A 22341-nucleotide genomic window follows, 5' to 3' on the forward strand; every position below is an offset into this window, starting at 1 on the left:
CCACGGACCACGCCGCGGAGAAGCCGTCAGTCGATCAGCACCCGCTCGCCGTACCGCGGGACCACGGCGTTCCAGTCCAGCTCGTCGCGGATCCGGCGTACGAGCGCGTCGGACGACTCGGGCTCGCCGTGGACGACGTACGTCGTGCCCGGCACCTCCGGCGACCGGGACAGCCAGGCGAGCGTCTCCCCCGCGTCGGAGTGGACCGACAGGTCCTCGATCGACACGACCTCGGCCCGCACCCGGACGTAGCGGCCGTGGATCTTCACGTCGCGGGCCCCCTCCAGCAGCTGCCGGCCGCGGGTGCCGGCGGCCTGGTAGCCGGTCAGCACGACGGTGTGGCGCGGGTCGGGAAGCATGTGCTCGAGGTGGTGCACGATGCGACCGCCGGCCGCCATGCCGGAGGCCGAGATGATGATGCACGGGTGCTCCGGGGCGTTGAGCTCGCGGGACTGGGCGGGCGTGCTGGCGGTGTGCAGCTGACCGGGGTCGAAGATGCCGCTGCGGCGGGACAGGTCGTCGCGCACCTGGGGGCTCCCCCCGGCGATGGCCCGCTCGTAGACGCGCAGCGCCGCCAGCGCCATCGGGCTGTCGACGAAGACCGGCACCCTTGGCACCTCGCCCGCCTCGACCAGCCGGCGCAGCTCCATCAGCACCAGCTCGGTGCGGTCCACGGCGAACGCCGGCACCAGGACGCTGCCACCACGGCCGATGGTGCGGCGGACCACCGCCGCCAGCCGGTGCGGGTCCGGCTCGGGGTGCTCGCGGTCGCCGTACGTCGACTCCACGACGACGGTGTCGGAGGCCGGCGGGTCCGCGGGAGGACGCAGGAGCGGGTGGTGCGGCCGGCCGAGGTCGCCGCTGAAGAGGATGCGGTGCCCGTCGACGGTCAGGTGCACGGTCGCCGAGCCGAGGATGTGTCCCGCGGGCAGCAGCCGCAGCGTGGTCCCGCCGGCGATCGCCACCTCCTCGTCGAGGGGCACGGGCTCGAGCAGCGGCAGCGTGCGCTCGACGTCCTCGGCGTCGTACAGCGGGAGCGCGGGGTGGTGCTTGGAGAAGCCCTGCTTGTTGGCGTACGCCGCGTCCTCCTCCTGCAGGTGGGCGCTGTCGCGGAGCACGATGGCGACCAGCTCGGCGGTCTCCTGGGTGCACCGCACCGGCCCGGAGAAGCCCTCCTTGACCAGCCGCGGGAGGTAGCCGGTGTGGTCGAGGTGGGCGTGGGTGAGCACGACCTCGTCGAGGGACGCGGGGTCGACCGGGAAGTCCTCCCAGTTGCGCCGGCGCAGCGTCGCGAGGCCCTGGTAGAGGCCGGCGTCGACCAGCACCCGGGCGCCTCCGCCCTCGACGAGGAACCGGCTGCCGGTGACCGTGCCCGCGGCGCCGAGGAAGGTCAGGATGGGCTGGACCATGTCGTCACCCCATGACCGCGACGGCGGCGACCAGGTAGATGACCAGCGAGAGCAGGTCCTGGATGACGGTGGCCAGCGGCCCGCTCCCGAACGCCGGGTCGCGACCGGCACGCGCCATCAGCACCGGCAGCACGGCGGCCACCACGGTGGCGGTGCTGCACGCCGCGACCAGCGCGATCGAGACGGTGGTGGCGATGGCCGCGTCGCCGAGCGCCAGCCAGATGGCCGGCCAGCCGACCGCCGCCAGGAGCAGCCCGAGCATCGGCCCGGTGAGCGCCTCGAGCCGCAGCGAGGTCCGCAGGGAGGTGCCGACCGAGAGCCCCCGGACCACCAGCGCCTCCGTCTGCGTGCCGACGGCGTCGGCGAGGTAGATGACACCGGGGATGAAGAACGCCAGCTGCACGTCGGCGGTGAGCCGGCCCTCGAAGAGCCCCACCACCCAGGCCGACAACGCCGCCCCGGCCAGCCCGAGGACCAGCCACGGCAGCCGGTGCCACAGCCGGCGCGCCACCGGCTCCTCCATGGCCACCCGCGCGGCGCTCGACGAGGCGAGGTAGCCGCCGAGCCGGGCGAAGTCCTCGTCGTGGGCGCGCAGCAGGAGGCCGAGCAGCCGCGACGAGGGCACCAGCCCGTGGAAGGACCCGTCCTGGTCGACGACGGCCAGGCTGGACTCCCCGTGCCGGACGGCCTTCCACGCCGCCTGCTCGCTGTCGTGGCCCAGCGCGACGACCGGCGGGTCGGCGTCCACCAGCTCCACGGCCCGCGTCCCGGTGGGCGCGGCCAGCAGGACGCCGAGCGGCACCAGGCCGAGCAGCTCGGACGGCGTACGACGCTGGGTGCAGACCGCGACGTCGGCGACCGAGTCGTGCGGGGTGGCCCTCAGCAGCGCCAGCACGTCCTCGGCGGTGTCGGTGGGACCGCAGACGGGGATGCGCAGGGAGACGTACTGGTCGACCGGCCCCGGCAGGCGGGGCGGTGCGGAGGGCGGCGGCTGGGATGCGTGGGCGGTCGTCACGGGGCACCCTCTCGGCGTCGGTGGGGACTCCACGATCTCGCGTGGAGACCCCACCTCCTAGGGACCAACGGCCCCGGCGCGGGCTCCGTCGGACCCGCGGCCCGGCGTCAGGGGACGACGTGCTCGCTCTCGCGGATGTCGGTGATCGCCATGTGCCCCGGGGCGTGGCCGATCGCCAGCTCGGGGCGGGACTGCATGACCGCCGCCTGCGGCGTGACCCCGCACGCCCAGAAGACGGGCACCTCCCCCGGGCGGACCTCGACGGGGTCCCCGAAGTCGGGGGCGTCGAGGTCGGTGATGCCGAGCTCGGCGGGCGATCCCACGTGCACGGGGGCACCGTGGACGGCGGGGTAGCGCGAGGTCACCCGGACGGCGGTGGCGACCTGCGAGGCCGCCATCGGGCGCATGGACACGACGAGCGGCCCGGACAGCTCGCCGGCGGGGCGGCAGTCGATGCCGGTGCGGTACATCGGCACGTTGCTCCCCTGCTCGATGTGGCGCACCGGCACGCCGGCCTCCAGCAGGGCGTCCTCGAAGGTGAAGCTGCAACCGATGAGGAACGCGACCATGTCCTCGCGCCAGCGGTCGGTCACGTCGTCGACCTCGGCGACGAGCTCGCCGTGCTCGTAGACCCGGTACGCCGGGAGGTCGGTGCGCAGGTCGCCGGCGAACCGTGGGCTGCCCGCCGCCCCCGGCTCGGTGACGTCGAGGACCGGGCAGGCGGCGGGGTTGCGCTGGGCGAAGAGCAGGAAGTCGTAGGCCAGCGCACGCGGCACGGCCAGCAGGTTGGCCTGGGTCCAGCCGGCGCACCAGCCCGACGTGGGCACGCGCAGGCCGGCGCGGAAGCGGGCCCGTGCCTCGTCGGGAGCGAGTGCGGCGGGGGTTGCGGTCTCAGTCATCGGTGGCTCCTCGGGTGGACACTCGGGTGAAGGTGACGCGCTGGCCGGGCCGGACCTGGGCCGCCCGCGGCAGGTCGGTGGCGACGACCACGGCGATCACGGGATAGCCGCCGGTGACGGGGTGGTCGGCGAGGAAGAGCGTGGGCTGCCCGGACGGGGGCACCTGGAGGGCGCCGCAGACCATGCCCTCGCTCGGCAGCTCCCGGTCGTGCGTGCGCTCGAGCGCCGTCCCGGCCAGCCGCATGCCGACGCGGTTGCTCTCGGACGTGACCTCGTAGGGCTCGGCGACCAGCGCCTCGCGCGCGGCGTCGGTGAACCAGTCGGCGCGCGGGCCGTCGACGACCCGCAGCGTCACGTCCCCGCCCTCGGGCGGGCGAACCGGCGCCAGGTCGACCCCGGGCAACGCGCCGCAGGCGGGGCCTACGGGCAGCCGGTCACCGGGCACCAGCGGGTCGGGTCCCAGCGCGGCGAGCGTGTCGGCGGCCCGGGAGCCCAGCCGGGGCTCGACCTGGATGCCGCCGCGGACCCCGAGGTAGCTGCGCAGCCCCGTGTCGGGCGTCCCGAGCCTCAGGGTCGCCCCGTCCGGCAGCCAGACGACGCCATAGGCCCCCGCGTGGCGGCCGTCGACGGTGACCGTGCAGGGCGCCCCCGTGAGGGTGACGCACATGCTGCCGTGGGCCCGGACCTCCAGGCCGCCGAAGGTCACCTCGAGGGCGGCCGCCGACTCCGGGTTGCCGAGCAGCCGGTTGGCCAGCCGTAGGGCGGGCGCGTCCGCCGCGCCCGAGTGGCCGACCCCCAGGGCGCCGAGCCCGGGCCGGCCGAGGTCCTGCACGGTCGCCAGCGGGCCGGGGCTGAGGACCTCCAGCCACGGCGGCTCCGACGCCGTCCTGCCGAGCAGCATCACGCCTCCACGAACCTGACGCGCACGCCGGGCACCAGCAGGGCCGGCGGGTCGCGGTGGAGGTCCCAGGGCTGGACGGTGGTGTGCCCGATGAGCTGCCAGCCGCCGGGCGACTCGCGGGGATAGACGCCGGTGAACTCGCCGGCCAGGGCGACGGACCGCGCCGGCACCCGGGTGCGCGGCACGCTGCGCCGGGGGACGGTCAGCCGCTCGTCGGTGCCGACGAGGTAGCCGAAGCCGGGGGCGAAGCCGCAGAACGCGACCGTCCACTCCTGCGCGGTGTGCGCCTCCACGACCCCGCGCTCCCCCAGCCCGGTGAGCCGGCCGACCTCGGCCAGGTCCTCGCCGTCGTAGGTGACCGGCACCTCGAGGTCGCCGGCGTCGGGGCGGTTGCCGGGCTGCGCCTCGACGGCGCGCACGGCGCGACCGACCCGGTCGGGGTCGGTGCGGGTCGGGTCGATCCGCAGCATCAGGGTGCGGGCGGCCGGCACCAGGTCGACCACGCCGTCGGGCGGTGCGTCGACCAGCTCGGCGTAGAGCGCCAGCACGTCGTCGAGGTCACCGAGCTCGACGAGGAGCCCGGTGTCGCCGCACGGGAGGAGCCTCATCCGGCGTCCTCCCCGACGAAGGGGGCCACGTGCACGCCGGCCTCCTCGAGACCGCGTCGTACGGCGGCCGCCAGGGCCACGGCGCCGTCGCTGTCACCGTGCACGCAGACGGAGGCCGCCCGCACCTGCACGACCGAGCCGTCGTGGGCGACCACCTCCTCGTGAGTCGCCATCCGGACGCTGCGCTCGGCGACGTGGTCCGGGTCGTGCAGCACGGCACCGGGCTCGCGCCGCGACACCAGCGTCCCCTCCGGCGTGTAGGCCCGGTCGGCGAACGCCTCGGGCACCGGGGTGAGGCCGACGGCCTCGGCCGCCTCCAGCCACACCGAGCCCGGCAGTCCGAGGACGGGCAGGGTCGGGTCGTAGCGCCGTACGGCCTCCGCGACGGCCTCGGCCTGGTCCCGGTGGTGCACGATCGCGTTGTAGAGCGCCCCGTGCGGCTTGACGTAGCGGACCCGGGTGCCGGCCACCCGCGCAAAGGCCTCGAGCGCCCCGAGCTGGTAGAGCACGTCGTTGGTCAGCTCGTGCGGGTCGACGTCGAGGAAGCGACGGCCGAAGCCGGCGAGGTCGCGGTAGCCCACCTGGGCCCCGATCACGACGCCGCGCTCCGCGGCGCGCTCGCAGGTGCGGCGCAGCACGGTCGGGTCGCCGGCGTGGAAGCCGCAGGCCACGTTGGCGCTGGTGATCAGCTCGAGCAGCGCGTCGTCGTCGCCCAGCGTCCAGGCGCCGAAGCCCTCGCCGAGGTCGGCGTTGAGGTCGATCCGGGGGGTCGTCACCACAGCTCCGCGATGCCGCCGAGGGACTGCCAACCGAGGTAGACCGTGAGGACCCACACCACGACGCCGATCGCGAGGAGCGCCCGCGGGTAGCGGTAGCCGCCGAGCAGGTCGCTGCGGCGTGCGGCGACCCACAGGATGACCGCGAAGCCGACGGGCAGGATCAGGCCGTTGAGCGCCCCGGCGAGGACCAGCAACGTGACGGGCGCCTTGCCCAGCGCGAGGTAGATCGCGGTCGAGAAGACGATGAAGGCGACCGTGACGAGGTTGCGGCGCGCCTCGAGCCGCTGGGAGAAGCCGGCGAGGAACGAGACCGAGGTGTAGGACGCGCCGATCACCGAGGTGATGCTCGCGGCCCACAGGATGATGCCGAAGACCCGCACGCCGACCTCGCCCAGCGCGGCCTGGAAGGCGGAGGCCGGCGGGTTGTCCGCCGCCAGGGTCACACCGCCGGCGACCACGCCGAGCACGGCGAGGAACAGCAGGGCCCGCATCACGCCGGTCACCAGGATGCCGGTGACCGACCCTCGGGTGATCTCCCGGACGTGCCGGCTGCCGGTGATGCCGGAGTCGACGAGGCGGTGGGCGCCGGCGTAGGTGATGTAACCGCCGACGGTGCCACCGATCAGGGTGGTGATGATGAGGAAGTCGACCTCGTCGGGCAGCACGGTCTGGCGCAGCGCGTCCCCCACGGGCGGACCCGAGGCGATGGCGGCGTAGAGCACCATGCCGATCATCAGCGCGCCGAGCACGACGACGATGCGGTCCATAGCGATCCCGGCCCGCTTGCTGAGGAAGATGCCGATCGCGATCGCCGCCGAGACGGCGCCGCCGATCTTGACGTCGAGCCCGAGCATGGCGTTGGCGCCGAGGGCGGTGCCGCCGATGTTGCCGATGTTGAAGACGAGACCGCCCATCACCACCAGCGCCGACAGCAGGTAGCCGGCGCCCGGGAGCACCGTGTTGGCCAGCTCCTGGGCCCGCATCCCGCTGACGCCGACGACCCGCCACACGTTCAGCTGGACGGCGATGTCGACGAGGATCGACACCAGGATCGCGAAGGCGAAGGCCGCTCCGAGCTCGGCGGTGAAGACGGTGGTCTGGGTGATGAAGCCGGGGCCGATGGCGCTGGTCGCCATGAGGAACATGGCGCCGAGCAGCGCCCCGCGGGCCGCTCCGGATCGTGGTGAGGTGCCGGGTGCCTGCGCCGTTCTGCTGGTGCCGCTCGCGTCGTTGCTCATGTCGCGCCCATCTGGTCGGTTCCCCGGGGCCGGTCGCCTCCGGGGTGGTCCCCGTCACACCAGAGTGAGGGATTGTTGAACAATCCGTCAATACCCCGGTCGGATACTGTGACTGGTGTGACGAAGAGCGACTGGCTCAGCGAGCTCCGGGCCGAGGCCCCCCGGCTGGGTCGCGCCAGCACCGCCGGCCGGGTGGCCGACGTGCTGCGGACCCGCATCACCGAGGGCAGCCTCGCCCCCGGCACCCGCCTCTCCGAGGAGGACATCGGGGCCGCGCTCGGGGTCTCGCGCAACACCCTGCGCGAGGCGTTCCGGCTGCTCGGCCACGAGCGGTTGCTGGTGCACGAGTTCAACCGCGGGGTCTTCGTCCGCAAGCTCACCGTCGAGGACGTCCGCGACCTCTACGAGCTGCGCCGCATCCTGGAGTGCGGAGCCGTACGCCGCGGGGCCGAGCGCCATGCCGGCACCGCGACCGCCGAGCGCTGGCCCGCGCTGCTCGACGCCGTCCGCGCCGCGGTCGAGGAGGGCGAGGCGGCCGCCGAGCGCGGCCGGTGGCTCGACGTGGGCACCGCCAACATGCACTTCCACCAGGCGGTGTCGGCGCTGGCGCAGAGCCCCCGGGTCGACGAGGCGATGGGCCACCTGCTCGCCGAGCTGCGACTGGTGTTCCACGTCATGGCGGCGCCGCAGGCCTTCCACGAGAGCTACCTGGCGGACAACCGCGCCATCCTCGAGCTGCTGCTCGCCGAGGACTTCGAGGGCGCCGAGAAGGCCATCGCGGACTACCTCGACGCCGCCGAGGCCCAGCTGGTCGAGGCCTACTCGGCCGCCGGTCAGGTCAGCGCGTAGCCCCGGCCGAGGCGTGCGCGGCGTCCGCCGTCCCGGCCTCGTCGGCCAGGATGATGTCGCTGCCGTCCAGGGTCTCCGGGGCGTCCTCGTTGATCGCCTCGACGGCCTCGGTCAGCTCGGGCTCGGCGGCCGGGCGACGGTCGAGGTGGACGCCGGCGATCATGCAGCGCACCGACCCGCCCGCCAGCTCGATGGTCGGGATGTCGACCGACACGATCTCGCAGGATTCCTCGATCGCCGCGACCTGGTCGGGCCGCAGGCTGCGGTGCGCCCGGGCGGACATGGCCATGACGTAGCGACGGCGGCCCTCCGGCGTACGGCCGCAGAGCTCGACGGCGTTGCCGGCGAACTCGTGGACCTGCGCCTCGGTGAGCTCGACGACCGTGCGGCCGTTGACCGTGAGCCGCTCGCGGACCTGCGCGCGACGGTCGGCGTCGGGGATCATCTCCAGGGCGATGAGGGCGACGTCGGTGCCGATGCAGGCGATGACGTTGGTGTGGTAGACGGGCACCCCGTCGGAGTCCACGGCGTCGAAGGCCATCGGCTCGTAGTTGAAGTCGGCGCAGAAGCGCTCCAGCACGTGGGTGTCGGCGCGGTGGCTGCGCGCCGTGTAGGCGACGCGCGACATGTGGTCGAGCACCATCGCCCCGGTGCCCTCGAGGAAGATGCCGTCGGGCTCGAGGCCGGAGTAGTCGACGATCGTCTGGACCCGGTACGACGACTTGAGCATCTCCAGCACGTCGGCCCGACGTTCGTGGCGGCGGTTGGAGGCGTACATCGGGTAGACGGCCACCATGCCGCCGGCGTGGGTGGAGAGCCAGTTGTTGGGGAACACGCTGTCCGGACGGGTGTGGTCCTCGTCGTCGAACACGTGCACCCGGACGCCGGCCGCCCGCAGGGCCTCGGCGAGGGCGTCCATCTCGGCCAGGGCCCTGGCCGACGTGTCGTCGTCGGACTGCCCGGCGGGGGCGTCGGCCTGGAAGGCGTTGTCGGCCGCGGTCGCCGGGTTGGGGGTGAACCGCTGGGCGCGGACGAGGATCACTGCGGACGGGGCCTGGGCACTCACGGGAGCGCAATCTAGACCATGACGGGGAGGATCGCGGGGTCAGGCGGAGCGGCCGACGGCGAAGCGGATGTCGACCACGCCGGGCACGCTGCGGGCCAGGGCCCGGGCCACGCCCCGCTCGGCCTCGCCGGCCGGACCGTCGATCATCGCGATCCCCTCGCCCACCTCGACCAGCCAGTCCCGACCCGCCTGGCGGAAGAGCTCGTCGATCTCGGCCTCGATGGTCTCGTCGGAGCGCGCCAGCACCCGGATGACGTCGCGTCGGCTGACGACGCCGACCACCCGTCCGTGCTCGACCACGGGCAGGCTCTTGACCGCCGAGCTGGTCATCAGCTCGGTCGCCACGGCCAGGTCGGTGCTCCCGTCCACCGTCATCGGGTGGGTGGACATCACGTCTCGGACCTGCACGCCGAAGGGCGTGGCCGTCAGCCGGACGGGGATCTCGTGGGCGCGGTCGTCGGGGGCCACCATGTCGCGGATCACGTCCGCCTCGCTGACCACGCCCACGAGCCGACCGTCGCGATCGACCACCGGCATGGCCGAGACGTCGTGGCGCTCGAGCAGGGCGACGGCCTGCTTCACCGTCGCCGTGTCCTGCACGGTCACGGCCGGGCTGCTCATCACCTCGCGCACCAGCACGTCGGCCCCCTCAGACGACGTCGGCGCGCTCGTGGCGGGTGCCCCAGTGGTGCCGGGGCCGCGGGTCGGCGAGCAGGACCGGGCAGGTGGCCTCGCGCAGCACCGCCCGCGCCACCGGGCCGAGGTGCGACCCGGCGGGCACCAGGGGGTCGTGCCGCCCGATGACGAGGAGGTCGGACCGACGGGCGGCCTTGATCAGGGCGTCGCCCGGGTGGGCGTGCCGTGCCTCGACCTCGACGGTGAGCCCGGACGCCTCCTCCCCCAGCTTGGCCAGTGCCTCGTGGATGTCCTTGGTGGCCCGCTCGGCCCACTCGTCGTGCTCGACGCGCGACACGATGATGTCGTCGTAGGCGCCGGGGAACGACCAGGTGTGGAGCACCCGCAGGGTGGCGCCCCGGCCGCGCGCCTCGTGCACGGCCGCGCGGAGCACGTTCTCGGCCCGCTCGGGCACGTCGACGCCGACGGTCACGATCGGGCCGTCCTCCCCCGAGGTGGAGGTCCAGGCAGCCGGCACCGACACCACCGGCACGTGGGCGTGGGCCGCGACGCCGCTCGAGGTCGACCGGGTCACCACGCGCATCATCCGCGAGAGCGGGCGCCGCTGGAGGACGACCATCCGGGCATCCTTCGAGGCCGTGACGATCGAGTGGACGGGCCCTCCCCACACGAGCTGGGTCGTGACGGTCACGTCGTCGGGCACGAGGTCGTGGGCGCGCTCCTCGGCCGCGGCCAGGGTGCTCCTGGCGGTGTGCTCGAGGTCGACGATGTCGACGAGCGCCGTCTCCGCACCCTGGGACACGCGGTGCAGCACGTGGAGCAGGTGCAACCCGCAGCCCTCCCGCACGGCCGTCCGCGCGGCGTACTCGAGCGCCGCGTCGCTCTGGTCGTGACCGACCGCGACCAGGACGGGCGGGACGGTGTGCTCGGACATGGGGGCCTCCTGGGTCTCGCGGGTGGGTCCTGCCCCCACGGTGCCGCGGCCGCGGACCGGGCGGGAGGGCCGAAGGACCCGGGACCGACGACGGACGTCACCCGGGTCCCGGTCAGCCCGCCAGGGCCCCCGGCGACCTCGCGCACCGAGAGCGAGGTGGACGGTGCCGGCCGGCTTGCCCTCCTGCTCACCGGGGCCGCCCGCGGAACCACGTCGAGGCGCCCTCGCCGGCATCGGGCGGCCCGCGGGTGGGTACCGTCAGCAGGTGGGACGCACGCACGAGGACCGGCCCGACGACGGACCCGGGAGCCGCCGCCACGAGACGGCGGACGAGAGGCTGGACCGCAACTGGAACGATCTCCTCCAGGAGCTGCGGGTGATGCAGACCGGTGTGCAGCTGCTCGCCGGGTTCCTGGTGACGCTGCCCTTCCAGAGCGGGTTCGCCGAGCTCGACGACCACCAGCGTCGTCTCTACCTGGCCGTGCTGGTGCTGGCCAGCCTGACCACGCTGATGATGCTGGTGCCGATCGCGGTGCACCGGCGGCTGTTCGGCGAGGGGGTCAAGCAGTGGCTGGTGGCCACGGCACACCCGATGTCACAGGTGGTGCTGGGCGCGGTCGCCCTCCTCATCGTCGGGGTCGCCACGCTGGTCTTCGACGTGGTGGTCGGCAGGACGGCCGGATGGGTGGCCGGCGGGGTGCTGCTCGGTGTCGCGCTGCTCCTCCTGGTGGTCCTGCCGAGCGTCGTGGCGAGAGCCAGCGGCCGCCGTCGCGGGGCGTCCGGAGCGACACCGTGACGCGCGGTTGCGGGTATCGGTGCCGCGCCGGGACGGGGTGTGCCTATAGCGTTGCTCACCGAGCGCCTCGCCCAGGTTTGGGGATCAACCCCTGGATCCTGTTGGGTGGGGCGGAATCCCAAGCATCGAAACAAGGAGTCACCACGTGAACAAGACCGAGCTTCGCGACGCCATCGCCCAGCACGCCGACCTGACCAACGCGCAGGCCGACAAGGCCCTCGAGGCCGTGATCACCTCGATCACCTCGACCGTGGCCAAGGGCGAGAAGGTCACCCTTCCCGGCTTCGGCACGTTCGAGTCGCGCGAGCGTTCGGCCCGCACCGGCCGCAATCCGCAGACCGGCGAGACCATGGAGATCGCGGCCAGCAAGGCCCCCGCGTTCAAGGCCGGCGCCGCGTTCAAGTCGGCCGTCAACGGCTGATCGAACCCACCCGGTTCCCACCGCTGGGACCTGAGTCACCCGGTGACTCAGGTCCCAGCGGCCATTTCGGCCGCGGGGCCGCTCAGCCGTGCACCACGCACGCCAGCCAGCCCGCGACGACCTCCGGGTCGTGCTCGGTCGCCGCGGCGTAGGCCGTCAGCTCGGTGACGACCGTCCCCGGGTCGTCGGTCTGGCGGAAGGGCCCGCACAGCTGCAGGCGCTCGGCCTCCATGAAGGCCAGCAGCCGCTCGTTGACCGCGTCGGCGTCCCCGTCGGCATAGACCTCGAACGTGCAGGTGCCCGGCTCCGCCGGGTGGACCCGGATGCCGTGCGCGGGCAGGGCCGCCGCCAGCGACCGCGCCCACGCGGCGTACTCCCCCATCCGCGGCAGCTCGTCGCGCAGGCCGAGCAGGCCACCGACGGCATAGCTAGTCATGCCGAAGAGCGTGCCGCCCATCCGCGCGCGCCACGTCCGCAGCTCGTCGACGACGTCCTCGTCGGCAGCGACGCACGCACCGGCCTGCGCGCCCAGCCCCTTGTAGAACGACACGTAGACGCTGTCGAAGAGCGCCGCGATCTCGGCGTGCGGACGGTCGTAGAACGGCTGCGACTCCCACAGCCGCGCCCCGTCGAGGTGGAGAGGTACGCCGCCCTCCCGCGCCGTGGTCGACAGCCCGACAAGGTCCTCCCACGACGGCAGCAGGCAGCCGGCGTCGCGCAGCGGCAGCTCGGTCAGCGCCGCCCCCAGCACGCCGGGGAGCGCCTCGAGGTCGGCGGCGACCGGCGTGCGCCGCCCGGTGGTCAGGAACTCCCACTCCAGGCCGTGCAGGCGCCGGGGCCCGTCCTCCTCGTGGTGGACGAGGTGCGAGAGCTCGGGGAGCGCGACGCGCCGGCTACCCGTCCGGTCGCACCAGATGCGCAGCACCGCCTGCTGCGCCATCGTGCCGCTGGGCACGAAGAGGGCCGCCGGCTTGCCGAGCAGGTCGGCGACCTGGGTCTCCAGCATGGTCACCGCGCCGCGCGAGCCGTAGCGGTCCCAGTCGTCGACGCCCAGCTCCTCGCAGCCCTTCGCGAGCCGGGCGAGGTCGTCCGCCGGGGTGGTCATCCGCCAGAAGACGGTTCGCTCGCACGAGCGGAAGGCGGCGCGGAACCGGTCGGCGAAGGTGTTCTCGTCGGTCATGGGCGTCACCCTCGCCGGTCCGCGCCGCCGCCCGCAAACGGATTCGACGCGCGGGTCAGGCCGCGTCGAACCAGCCCGCCAGCGCGGGCACCCGGCGCACCACCAGCTGGTCCAGGGCCAGGATCGCCAGCACCGAGAGCCCGAAGAGCGGCAGGAACACCCCGAGCGCGACCAGGGCCACCACGAGCAGTGGTGTGGTCCGCAGCGGCATCCGCCCGCGCGGCGCCCCCACCGAGCCGGACCGTGTCGGACGCCGGCGCCACCACATCAGCGGACCCGTCACGCAGGAGGCGATGATCGCCAGGCACATGAGCGTCGTCCCGACCATCGACCAGGCGCCGAACGAGCGACCCTCGTGCAGCCCGATCCCGTGGGAGACCACCTGCGCGAGCACCGGGTAGTCCTCGAACCCGTACGTCGAGACGACCTCACCGCCGTAGCGGTCGACGTGGACCGTGCGCTCGTCGGAGGGCGCGTCGAAGGCGTAGCCGATCACCGAGAAGACCCCGTCGTCGCCGCTCGGCAGCGCGACGGTCATCGGGCGCCGCAGGCCGGCCTCGTCGGCGACGAGCAGGGCCGTGTCGAGGTTGGCCACGCTGCGCTCGCCGTCGTCGTGGTCGCCGGGCGTGGACCGCGGCACCTCCGACTCCCCCATCCCCCACGGCACCTCGACGGAGTGGCTGTGCGGCAGCGACTCGTCCAGCGACGACGTCGGGTCGGACAGCGCGCCGTGGTCCTCGCTCCACAGCGACGAGCCCTGGGCCGTGGCGAGCTGCTGGACCCGCTCACCCCACACCCCGGTCCAGGGCAGACCCGACCCGAGGAGGAGGAGCAGGCCGACGCCGACGAACGCGCCGACCACGCCGTGCCGGGACCGCAGCCGCGCTCCCGGGGCGCCCTTGGCCAGCCTGCGCCGGCGTGCCTTCCGGCCGCGGACGAAGAGGTAGTAGCCGGTCAGCGCCATCACGATCGCCCAGCAGGCGCCCAGCTCGATGACGAGGTCGCCGGGCCGCCCGCTCATCAGCTCGCCATGCAGGAGCACCGCCATCCCCGACACGGTGCGGTCGGGGTCGAGGGAGCCGAGCACCTCCGCGCCGTAGGGGTTGACGAAGACGTCGCGCGCCGCGCCGTCCTCGGTGGTGATCGAGAAGACGGTGCTTCGGCCGTCCTCCCGCGGCTCGGCCATCGACACCACCGTGGCGTCGGGGTGGGCGCGCTCCACGGCCGCCAGCTGGTTGGCGTAGGGCTGCTCAATGGCCGTGTCGCTCGGCGCCGAGACCTTCATCAGGTCCGGGTGCAGCAGCGGCTCGAGCTGGAAGCGGAACAGGTAGATCAGCCCGGTCACGGCCAGCACCAGCAGGACCGGGACGACGAGGAAGCTGGCGTAGAAGTGCCAGCGCCAGAGGGCACGGAACAAGCCGGAGGGGCCGGGTCGCCGGCGCGTCTCCGAAGGCATGCGGGCAGGACGGGGTGGTGCGGTGGTCACGGGTCTCCTCGAGCGGGTACGACGCCTCGACCCGCCGCACGTCGGGCGTGCGGCGGGGAGGCGGTGTCAAGCGGGTCGGGTCAGGCGGCGAGGAGGGCCGGCGGACCACGACGTACGACGCTGCGGGCGACGCGGTCGAGGGGGCTGCGGTGCAGCGGGTGGCGGTGCACGACCGCCGGACGCGGACGACGAGTCGGGGTCGGCGGGAGGAGGACGACCAGCGGCGCCAGGACGGTCCGCACGGCCAGGGCGAGGAGCGTCCAGACGGCCCGCTCGCCCGCGGCCAGCCAGAGGCCGACCAGGACGCCGGCGGCGGCGTGCGCGAGGAACATGGGGGCGTGCTCGAGCAGGGCCGCCGGGTCCGGGACGGTGAGCCCCGTCGCGGCCGGGACGCCCACCGTGGCCTCGTAGTGGTCCTGCAGGGAGCCGATCCGTCCGCCGTTGGAGGTCGGCAGCGCTCCCGGCAGCGGGGCCGGAGCCGCGTCCGGCGCCGGCGCCGGAGCCGTGTGGTGTCCGCCGGCGTGACCGGCGGTGAGGCTCAGCGCGCCGTGCACGAGCACCTGCCCCCCGACCACGAGGGAGACGAGCAGGCGCGCGGAGGCCGGCCGGGTGAGGAAGGTGGCGGCCAGCGCCGTGCCCACCGCCAGGAGGAGGACCAGCCCCGGCAGGCCCGGCAGGAGGCCGCCGCCGGTCACGTGGCCGAGGGCCCCGACGAGGAAGGTGAAGCCCGACAGCACCCCGGCGCGTCCCCACAGCAGGAGCGCGTCGGGGCGGGTGGGCATGCGCCCATCCTCCCATCAGCCGCTGTTCACGTGTCCGTCACCGTGCGGCCAGACGCCGCCGGTTGGCTCCTCGGCAGCAGTCCCCCACCACTCGAACGCCTCTTCCAGGAGCTCCTCGATGACCCTCACCCCCCAGCGCCGCCTGCTGCCCATGGCCGGCCGGACCCACGGCAACCGCAGCGCCGTCACCTGCCACCTCCGCTGCGGCGACGCCTGCTTCACCGAGGTGCCCAACACCACCGAGACCAGCTACTTCCGCGACGTGGCCGCGACGGCGCTGTCGCGTCGTACGATCCTCGGCGCCGCGGCCGCCGGTGCCGCCACCGTCGCGTTCGCACCCCAGACCACCGGCCGCGCCGTGGCCGCTCCGGGCTCCGCGCCCCGACCGCAGGGCCCCGGCCGCGCGGGCCTCGCCTTCGACGCGATCGGCCCGGTCGCCTCCACCGTCGACGACGTGACGGTGCCGAGCGGCTACCGCTGGGACCCGATCATCCGCTGGGGCGACCCGATCACCGCCAGTGCGCCCGAGTTCGACCAGGAGGGCCAGAACCACCGGGCGCAGGCCCAGCAGTTCGGCTACAACTGCGACTACCTCGACATCATCGTGACCGACCGCAAGGGCACCCGCGCCCTGCTCGTCGCCAACCACGAGTACACCAACGAGGGCATCATGTTCCCGCCGTCGATGTCGGCGGAGGAGAAGGTGCGCACCGCCTGGGCGGCGCACGGCATGGCCGTCGTCGAGCTGCGGCGCAAGCACGCGGGCGAGCGGTGGACCTACGACCGCACCGGCCGCCGCAACCGCCGCATCACCCTGGACACGGTGTTCACCGTCGACGGCCCGGCCGCCGGGTCGCCGCTCCTGCGGACCGCGCAGGACCCGACCGGCACCAAGGTCCGCGGCACCATGAACAACTGCGCGGGCGGCACCACGCCCTGGGGCACGGTGCTCTCGGGCGAGGAGAACTTCAACCAGTACTTCTACATCGACCCCGACGTCCGGACCCCGACGGCGGAGGAGAAGCGCTACGGCCTCGGCACGCAGGACTCCCGCCAGTGGCGCCTGTACGACGACCGCTGGGACGCGACCAAGAACCCGAACGAGCCCCACCGCTTCGGCTGGGTCGTCGAGGTCGACCCCGAGGACCCGCGCTCGACCCCGGTCAAGCACACCGCGATGGGTCGCTTCAAGCACGAGGGTGCCAACGTGATCGTCAACGGCGACGGCCACGTCGTGGCCTACATGGGCGACGACGAGCGCTTCGACTACGTCTACCGGTTCGTCTCCAGCGAGACCTACCGCCCGGGCGGCGCCAAGCGGGACCGCGCACACAACAAGACCCTCCTCTCCCACGGCGACCTGTCGGTGGCCCGATTCACCGGCGACGGTCTCGAGGACGGCGTCAGCGACGGCACCGGCGAGTGGCTCCCGCTGACCGTCAACGGCCAGTCGGTGGTGCCCGGGATGAGCACCGAGCAGGTGCTGGTCCACACCCGCCTCGCGGCCGACAAGGTCCAGCCGACCAAGATGGACCGCCCCGAGGACGTGGAGCCCAACTACGTCAACGGCTTCATCTACGTCGCGTGCACCAACAACACGGCCCGCACCGCCGCCCAGGTCGACGAGCCCAACCCCCGGGCCGCCAACAAGGACGGCCACGTCGTCGAGATGATGCCCGCGGGCGGCGACCACACGGCGCCGACCTTCGCGTGGAACCTGTTCCTCATCTGCGGCGACGAGGCGTCGGCCGGGCGCTACTTCGGCGGCTGGACCGGCCCGGTGTCCCCGATCTCCTGCCCCGACAACGTCGCCTTCGACTCGGTGGGCAACCTGTGGGTGTCGACCGACGGGCAGCCGAGCTCCATCAAGAAGTCCGACGGCCTCTTCAAGGTCCCGGTCGCCGGCCCCGAGCGCGGTCGGGTCCAGCAGTTCCTCGCGGTCCCGACGGACGCGGAGACCTGCGGCCCGGTGATCCACGACCGCGACGGGTCGGTCTTCGTGGCCGTGCAACACCCCGGCGAGGACGGCTCCTGGGACGCGCAGACGTCCTACTTCCCTGACTTCGTGGGCGCCGGCGGCACCCCGCGCCGGGGCGAGTTCGCCGGCCCGCGCCCCACGGTCGTGCAGGTCACCCGCCGCTGAGCGGCCATCCGACGGCACCGACGGTCGCGCTGGGCCACGCGCTCACACGCTGAGCAGCAGCAGTGAGCCCAGCGCGACCAGCCAGCTGATGAAGCTGCCCACCAGGAAGTACTCCGTCAGCTGGTGGATGCGCTCCTGCTCCCCGCGCGAGGAGAGCTCGGGGAAGCGCAGCAGCCCCTTGGCCGCCACCACGATCGAGGCGGCCGTGATCTGGCCCGCGAGGGCCAGCGCCAGGATGAAGACCCGCTCCATGGGACCGAGCAGCCGCCCGCCCTTGAGGCGTACGACGGAGGGGTCGGCCTCGATCGAGCCGTGCTCGTCGGGGTCGGCCGTGCCCGTCGCGGCGAGCACGAGGCGGACGACCACGTTTCCGGTGCTCAGCTGGACGAGGAACGCGGCCACCAGCAGCAGCGCCCGGTCGGGGTCGGCCTCCGCCAGAGCGGGCAGCCCGCTGCCCTCCAGCCACGCTCCCCACGCGCCACCCGCCTGCCCGGCGGCGCCGGAGACCAGGACGGCCGCTCCGATCCCGCCGCCGAGGACGACCAACGGCACCCACACCGGGATGCGGTGGGCGAACCCGTGGGTCACCGTCTGTCCCCACGCGAGGACGACCGCGGCGATGACGACCAGGGCGACCAGGTCGAGCGGCTCGGTGAGGCCGGCCAGCAGCCCGACCAGCACGGCGACGACGGCGCCGGTCGCCTCGGGCACCACCCGCACGGGCCGCACGGAGTGGACCAGGTCGGCGGTGGCGCAGCCGATCAGCAGCACCGCGATCCAGCTCACCGCATCCCCCTCATGGCATCCCCCTCGTCAGCTCGTGGGCGGCGATGATCGCCCCCAGTCCGTCACCCCGCACCCGCTGGGAGACGGCTGACGGGCTGATCCCGAGCGCCTCGGCGAGGTCGCGCTGCGACGCTCCGTCCAGCAGACCACGCAGCACCGACACCGAGCGCGGCGACAGGCCGCTGACGAGGTGGTCGCGCAGCACGAGCGCCGCGTTGACCGCGGCCTCCTGGGCCACGACCGCCTCGTCGCGCCCGGCGGGGTCCGACGTCGCGACGTACGCCGTGCGCAGCGACCGCTCCCCCGGTCGCCCCTCGGCCTCCTCCACGCGCTCGATCGCCGCGCGAGCCGCCCACCAGCCGGGCCCGTCCTCGACCCGCGGGTCCTCGCTGAGCACCTCGACGGGTCCGCGCCCGATCCCGTGCCGGACGTCGGCGTCGGGGAGCAGGGCCAGCCGGACGAGCAGCGACGCGTGCAGCGCGTCGCCGAGGCTGGCGAAGACGCCCTGGTACTCGTCGCCCACCTGCATGCGGACCGGGGTGGGCGGGCACAGCTCGGTGTTGACGCGGTCGAGCACGTCGGCGAACGTGCGGTGCAGGCGCCGCCGGTCGGCGCTCCCCCGGGAGCCGATCAGGTCCCCGATGAGGGTCGTTGCGGTCATGGCTTCACCTCGCAGAAAAAGAAGAATATCACTTCACACTCCCGTGGTGAAGTCATGTTCTTCAGTTTGGCCTCCCTTCAGCCCCAGAAGACCTTCTCCACGACCGCGTGCGCGCGGCGGGTGGTGCGCAGGTAGTCGTTGACCATGACGTCCGAGGAGCCGGGGTCGTAGCCGAGCACGGCGGCGACCGCGGCACGCTCCCGGGCGTCGCGCGGGAGCTGGTCGGAGGGCCTGCCGCGGACCAGGGTGACGGCGTTGCGGAGCCGGCTCACCAGTCGCCACGCCGCCGCCAGGGTCTCGGCGTCCTCGCGGCTGACGAGGTCCGCCTCCACCGCGGCCTCGAGGGCGGCCAGGGTCTGCGGCGTGCGGAGGCCCTCGACCCTGCCGGCGTGGCGCATCTGGAGCAGCTGGACGGTCCACTCGACGTCGGCGAGGCCACCGCGACCCAGCTTGAGGTGCGTGTGGGGGTCGGCGCCGCGGGGCAGCCGCTCGTCGTCGACGCGGGCCTTGATCCGTCGCACCTCGACGATGTCGTCGTCGCTGATCCCCTCCTCGGGGAACCGCAGCGGGTCGATGAGCGCGGTGAAGCGGTCCCGCACGGCGTGGTCGCCCACGACGGCGTCCGCACGCAGCAGGGCCTGGAACTCCCACACGTGCGACCACTTGGCGTAGTAGGCGGCGTAGGACTCCAGGGTCCGCACCAGCGGCCCCTGCTTGCCCTCGGGACGCAGGTCGGCGTCGACCTTCAGCGGCGGGTCGGTGGCCGGCACCGACAGCAGCCGGCGCAGCTCGCCGACCACGGCCTGGGCGTACGACGCCGCGACCCGCGGCTCCACCCCGGCCACCGGCTCGTGGACGAACATCACGTCGGCGTCACTGCCGTAGGACAGCTCGAAGCCGCCGTACCGGCCCATGGCCACGACCGCCATCCGGGTCGGCTGCGCGTCCAGGGACCGCTGGACCCGGACCGACTCCATGGCCACGCGGAGGGTGGCCTCGAGGGTCGCGTCGGTGAGCCGGGAGAGCCCCTTGCCGACGTCGGCGACGTCGACCTCCTCGAAGAGCTCGCCGCAGGCGATCCGGAACAGCTCCCGGCGGCGTACGGCGCGCACGGCCCGGACGGCGTCCTCGGGCTGGTCGTGGCGGCCGGTGATGGCGAGCATCTCGGTGGTCAGCGCCTCGGCGGACAGCGGTGCCAGGGACTCTCCCAGCATCCGCACGCCCTGGGGCTCGCGCTCGAGCAGGTCGGTGGCGTAGCGCGAGGTGCCGAGCACGACGGCCAGCCGCTGGGCGACCTGGCCCTCGTCGCGGAGCATCTTGAGGTACCACGGCGAGGTGCCGAGGCTCTCGCTGATCCGGCGGAAGCCGAACAGCCCGGCGTCGGGGTCGGGGCAGTCGGCGAACCACTCGAGCATCACCGGCAGCAGGGTGCGCTGGATGTCGGAGGTCCGGGAGACCCCGCTCGTGAGCGCCTCGAGGTGCTGGAGCGCGCGGCGCGGGTCGAGGTAGCCGAGCGCGGCGAGCCGTTCCTGCGCGGCGTCGAGGGAGAGCCGGGCGTCCTCGCCGGGCAGCTTGGCGACGGCGGCCAGCAGCGGGCGGTAGAAGAGCTTCTCGTGCAGCCGGCGCACCTCGCGGCGGTGGTAGCGCCACTGCTTGTCGAGCTGCACCACCGGCTCGGAGAAGAGCCCCAGCGACCGGCCCAGCCGACGCAGGGAGGCCTCGTCGTCGGGCACCACGTGGGTGCGCCGCAGCTGGTGCAGCTGGATGCGGTGCTCGAGGGTCCGCAGGAACTCGTAGGCCTCGTGGAGGGCCTCGCCGTCCTCGCGGCCGACGTACCCGCCGGCGGTCAGGTGGGTGAGTGCGCTCAGCGTGGCCCCCGACCGGAGGGTGGGGTCAGCGCGGCCGTGCACGAGCTGGAGGAGCTGGACGGCGAACTCCACGTCGCGCAGGCCGCCCGACCCGAGCTTGAGCTGGCGCTCCGCCTCGTGCGCCGGGATGTGGTCCACCACCCGACGCCGCATCGCCTGGACGTCGGCGACGAAGCCGTCGCGCTCGGCCGCCGTCCACACCATCGGCGAGATCATCTCGACGTACGCCCGTCCCAGTGCGAGGTCGCCGGCCACCGGCCGGGCCTTGAGGAGGGCCTGGAACTCCCAGGTCTTGGCCCACTTCTCGTAGTAGCCACGGTGGCTGGCCAGGGTGCGCACCAGCGGGCCGGAGGCGCCCTCGGGACGGAGGTTGGCGTCGACGGGCCAGATCGTGCCCTCGGCGGTGTGGTCGGAGCAGACCCGCATCAGGTGCGAGGCGAGCTGGGTCGCGGCGCGCAGGGCCGTCGACTCCTCCGCGCCCTCGGCCGGCTCGAAGACGTAGATGACGTCCACGTCGGAGACGTAGTTGAGCTCGTGCCCGCCGCACTTGCCCATCGCCACCACGGCGAGGCGCGCGGTCGCGGCACTCTCCCCCACCCGGGCGCGCGCCACTGCGAGCGCCGCCTCGAGGGTGCCGGCGGCCAGGTCGGCGATCTCGGCGGCCGCGTCGTCGACGCCGAGGTGGTGGGCCAGGTCGCGGGACGCCAGCCGGAGCAGGATCCGGCGGTACTCGACCCGCAGCGCGTCGACCGCCTCGGCGTCCGGCAGCGTCGCGACGGGGCTGGGGTGCTGGGGGTCGGCCCCGACCGCGACCAGCAGCGCCTCGCGGACGGCGTACGCCGCGGGCCGGGTCGTGCCGAGTGTCGGGTCGGTGAGCTCCTGCCAGTGCTCGGGGTGGCGGGCCAGGTGGGCCGCCAGCGCCGTGCTGGCGCCGAGCACGGAGCACAGCCGCATCGCGGTGCCCTCGTCGTCGGCGACCTCGGCGAGCATGGCGTCGCGGTCCTCCACCTCGTCGGCGAGCCGGAGCAGCCCGGCCAGGGCAGCGTCGGGGTCGGCGGTGGCCGCGAGGTGGGCGGTGAGGGCCTCGCCGGCCGCGCCCAGCCGCTCGACGCCGGCGAGCGCGGCCGCGCCGTCCTGGAAGCCGAGGCGGACCAGCCGGCCGGCGGTGGTCATCGGCGCTCCCCGGCGAGCGCGGCGAAGCGGTGCGCCAGCGGTCGCCACGCTGCGTCGAGCTCGGCGCGGGCGGTGTCGACCTCGGCCAGCACCGCCTCCTGGTCGAGACCCCGCTCGAGGTGGTCGGCGCGGTCGCTCTCGGCCCAGGCCTGCACGACCCGGCCGTCGGCCTCGGGGTGGAGCTGCACGCCCCATGCCGCCGACGCGAAGCGCGCCACCTGCACCTCGCCTGCCGCGGACGCGGCCAGCACCACGGTGCCGTCGGGGACGCGGGTGACGACGTCGTTGTTCCAGTGGATGCCGCGGGTGCCGGTGAGGCCGCCGGTCAGCGGGTCGGCCGCGCGCTCCGCCGTCCAGCCGGTCGCGAGGACGCCGACGGACTGGCCGAGCGGGTTGCGGCGCACCTCCCCGCCCAGCGCCACGGCGACGAGCTGGTGGCCCAGGCAGATCCCCAGGGTGGGCAGCCCGGTGCCCGCGGCCTCCCGCACGAGCTCCTTGAGCGGCGCCAGCCACGGCACGGTGGCGTCGTCGTCGGCGCCCATCTCCCCGCCGAGCACCAGCAACCCGTCGTACGACGCGAGCGCGGGCAGGGCGTCGCCGGCCCACGGACGGCACACGTCGAGCTCGGCCCCGGCCTCCTCCAGCCACTCGCCGAACAGGGCGGGCGGGCAGGAGGCCTGGTGCTCGACGACGAGGATGCGCGGACTCACC

The 22341-nt window shown here is 74.1% G+C and carries 21 protein-coding genes; 4 read left to right on the forward strand and 17 right to left on the reverse strand.

Going from position 1 to position 22341, the window contains the following annotated elements:
- Positions 1-26: 26 nt before the first annotated feature.
- The 7 genes from DAI17_RS10230 to DAI17_RS10260 all read right to left on the reverse strand — a co-directional run bounded on the left by DAI17_RS10230 (position 27) and on the right by DAI17_RS10260 (position 6849).
- Positions 27-1409: an MBL fold metallo-hydrolase gene (locus tag DAI17_RS10230; RefSeq protein ID WP_107772817.1), complete on the reverse strand. Its 1383-nt coding sequence runs from the start codon at positions 1407-1409 to the stop codon at positions 27-29.
- Positions 1410-1413: 4 nt separating this feature from the next.
- Positions 1414-2424 (reverse strand): magnesium transporter, encoded by a 1011-nt coding sequence (locus DAI17_RS10235; RefSeq protein ID WP_107772818.1) that lies wholly within the window; start codon positions 2422-2424, stop codon positions 1414-1416.
- Between the two features lie 107 nt (positions 2425-2531).
- Complete coding sequence (locus DAI17_RS10240) at positions 2532-3323, reverse strand: putative hydro-lyase (protein ID WP_107772819.1); 792 nt, start codon at positions 3321-3323, stop codon at positions 2532-2534.
- Positions 3316-4224, reverse strand: coding sequence for a 5-oxoprolinase subunit C family protein (locus DAI17_RS10245; protein WP_107772820.1), 909 nt, complete (start codon positions 4222-4224; stop codon positions 3316-3318). Before DAI17_RS10245 ends, DAI17_RS10240 begins: the two co-directional genes overlap by 8 nt.
- The gene (locus DAI17_RS10250) at positions 4224-4832 is read right to left on the reverse strand and encodes a 5-oxoprolinase subunit B family protein (RefSeq protein WP_107772821.1); all 609 of its coding nucleotides are present in this window, start codon (positions 4830-4832) and stop codon (positions 4224-4226) included. The genes DAI17_RS10245 and DAI17_RS10250 overlap by 1 nt, the downstream gene beginning before the upstream one ends.
- Positions 4829-5608 (reverse strand): LamB/YcsF family protein, encoded by a 780-nt coding sequence (locus tag DAI17_RS10255; RefSeq protein ID WP_234412430.1) that lies wholly within the window; start codon positions 5606-5608, stop codon positions 4829-4831. The genes DAI17_RS10250 and DAI17_RS10255 overlap by 4 nt, the downstream gene beginning before the upstream one ends.
- Complete coding sequence (locus tag DAI17_RS10260; protein WP_107772822.1) at positions 5605-6849, reverse strand: NRAMP family divalent metal transporter; 1245 nt, start codon at positions 6847-6849, stop codon at positions 5605-5607. The genes DAI17_RS10255 and DAI17_RS10260 overlap by 4 nt, the downstream gene beginning before the upstream one ends.
- A gap of 117 nt (positions 6850-6966) precedes the next feature.
- On the opposite strand from DAI17_RS10260, the gene DAI17_RS10265 reads away from it, so the two are divergent.
- Complete coding sequence (locus tag DAI17_RS10265) at positions 6967-7698, forward strand: GntR family transcriptional regulator (protein WP_107772823.1); 732 nt, start codon at positions 6967-6969, stop codon at positions 7696-7698.
- Here DAI17_RS10265 and ctlX read toward each other — a convergent pair.
- The 3 genes from ctlX to DAI17_RS10280 are packed head-to-tail and all read right to left on the reverse strand — an operon-like array spanning position 7688 to position 10334.
- Positions 7688-8764: a citrulline utilization hydrolase CtlX gene (gene ctlX, locus DAI17_RS10270; RefSeq protein ID WP_107772824.1), complete on the reverse strand. Its 1077-nt coding sequence runs from the start codon at positions 8762-8764 to the stop codon at positions 7688-7690. The two genes, DAI17_RS10265 and ctlX, sit on opposite strands and share 11 nt — an antisense overlap.
- Positions 8765-8803: 39 nt before the next feature.
- A complete protein-coding gene (locus DAI17_RS10275) occupies positions 8804-9403 on the reverse strand; it encodes a CBS domain-containing protein (protein ID WP_107772825.1) in 600 nt (199 codons plus the stop codon).
- A gap of 10 nt (positions 9404-9413) precedes the next feature.
- Positions 9414-10334 (reverse strand): universal stress protein, encoded by a 921-nt coding sequence (locus DAI17_RS10280; protein WP_159081472.1) that lies wholly within the window; start codon positions 10332-10334, stop codon positions 9414-9416.
- A 265-nt stretch (positions 10335-10599) separates the two neighbouring features.
- Here DAI17_RS10280 and DAI17_RS10285 point away from each other — a divergent pair, with 265 nt between their 5' ends.
- Entirely contained in the window at positions 10600-11130 is a 531-nt protein-coding gene (locus tag DAI17_RS10285) for a DUF6328 family protein (RefSeq protein ID WP_107772827.1), read from the forward strand.
- 145 nt (positions 11131-11275) lie between these two features.
- The gene (locus DAI17_RS10290; protein ID WP_107772828.1) at positions 11276-11551 is read left to right on the forward strand and encodes an HU family DNA-binding protein; all 276 of its coding nucleotides are present in this window, start codon (positions 11276-11278) and stop codon (positions 11549-11551) included.
- 82 nt (positions 11552-11633) lie between these two features.
- Here the strand turns inward: DAI17_RS10290 and DAI17_RS10295 are convergent, their stop codons facing one another.
- The 3 genes from DAI17_RS10295 to DAI17_RS10305 form a co-directional block, all read right to left on the reverse strand.
- Positions 11634-12731, reverse strand: a complete 1098-nt coding sequence (locus tag DAI17_RS10295) for a threonine aldolase family protein (RefSeq protein WP_107772829.1) — start codon at positions 12729-12731, stop codon at positions 11634-11636.
- 55 nt (positions 12732-12786) lie between these two features.
- Complete coding sequence (locus tag DAI17_RS10300; protein ID WP_107772830.1) at positions 12787-14187, reverse strand: PepSY-associated TM helix domain-containing protein; 1401 nt, start codon at positions 14185-14187, stop codon at positions 12787-12789.
- A 110-nt stretch (positions 14188-14297) separates the two neighbouring features.
- Complete coding sequence (locus DAI17_RS10305) at positions 14298-14999, reverse strand: hypothetical protein (RefSeq protein ID WP_107772831.1); 702 nt, start codon at positions 14997-14999, stop codon at positions 14298-14300.
- Between the two features lie 118 nt (positions 15000-15117).
- Here DAI17_RS10305 and DAI17_RS10310 point away from each other — a divergent pair, with 118 nt between their 5' ends.
- The gene (locus DAI17_RS10310; RefSeq protein WP_107772832.1) at positions 15118-17142 is read left to right on the forward strand and encodes a PhoX family protein; all 2025 of its coding nucleotides are present in this window, start codon (positions 15118-15120) and stop codon (positions 17140-17142) included.
- Positions 17143-17184: 42 nt separating this feature from the next.
- Here the strand turns inward: DAI17_RS10310 and DAI17_RS10315 are convergent, their stop codons facing one another.
- The 4 genes from DAI17_RS10315 to DAI17_RS10330 all read right to left on the reverse strand — a co-directional run bounded on the left by DAI17_RS10315 (position 17185) and on the right by DAI17_RS10330 (position 22340).
- Complete coding sequence (locus DAI17_RS10315) at positions 17185-17928, reverse strand: hypothetical protein (RefSeq protein WP_107772833.1); 744 nt, start codon at positions 17926-17928, stop codon at positions 17185-17187.
- A gap of 10 nt (positions 17929-17938) precedes the next feature.
- Positions 17939-18589: a SatD family protein gene (locus tag DAI17_RS10320; RefSeq protein ID WP_107772834.1), complete on the reverse strand. Its 651-nt coding sequence runs from the start codon at positions 18587-18589 to the stop codon at positions 17939-17941.
- A gap of 77 nt (positions 18590-18666) precedes the next feature.
- A complete protein-coding gene (locus tag DAI17_RS10325) occupies positions 18667-21630 on the reverse strand; it encodes a bifunctional [glutamine synthetase] adenylyltransferase/[glutamine synthetase]-adenylyl-L-tyrosine phosphorylase (protein ID WP_107772835.1) in 2964 nt (987 codons plus the stop codon).
- Positions 21627-22340, reverse strand: coding sequence for a type 1 glutamine amidotransferase (locus DAI17_RS10330; protein ID WP_107772836.1), 714 nt, complete (start codon positions 22338-22340; stop codon positions 21627-21629). The genes DAI17_RS10325 and DAI17_RS10330 overlap by 4 nt, the downstream gene beginning before the upstream one ends.
- Position 22341: the final 1 nt, after the last annotated feature.

This window comes from Nocardioides sediminis (assembly GCF_003047295.1).
In the GTDB taxonomy this organism is placed as follows: domain Bacteria; phylum Actinomycetota; class Actinomycetes; order Propionibacteriales; family Nocardioidaceae; genus Nocardioides; species Nocardioides sediminis.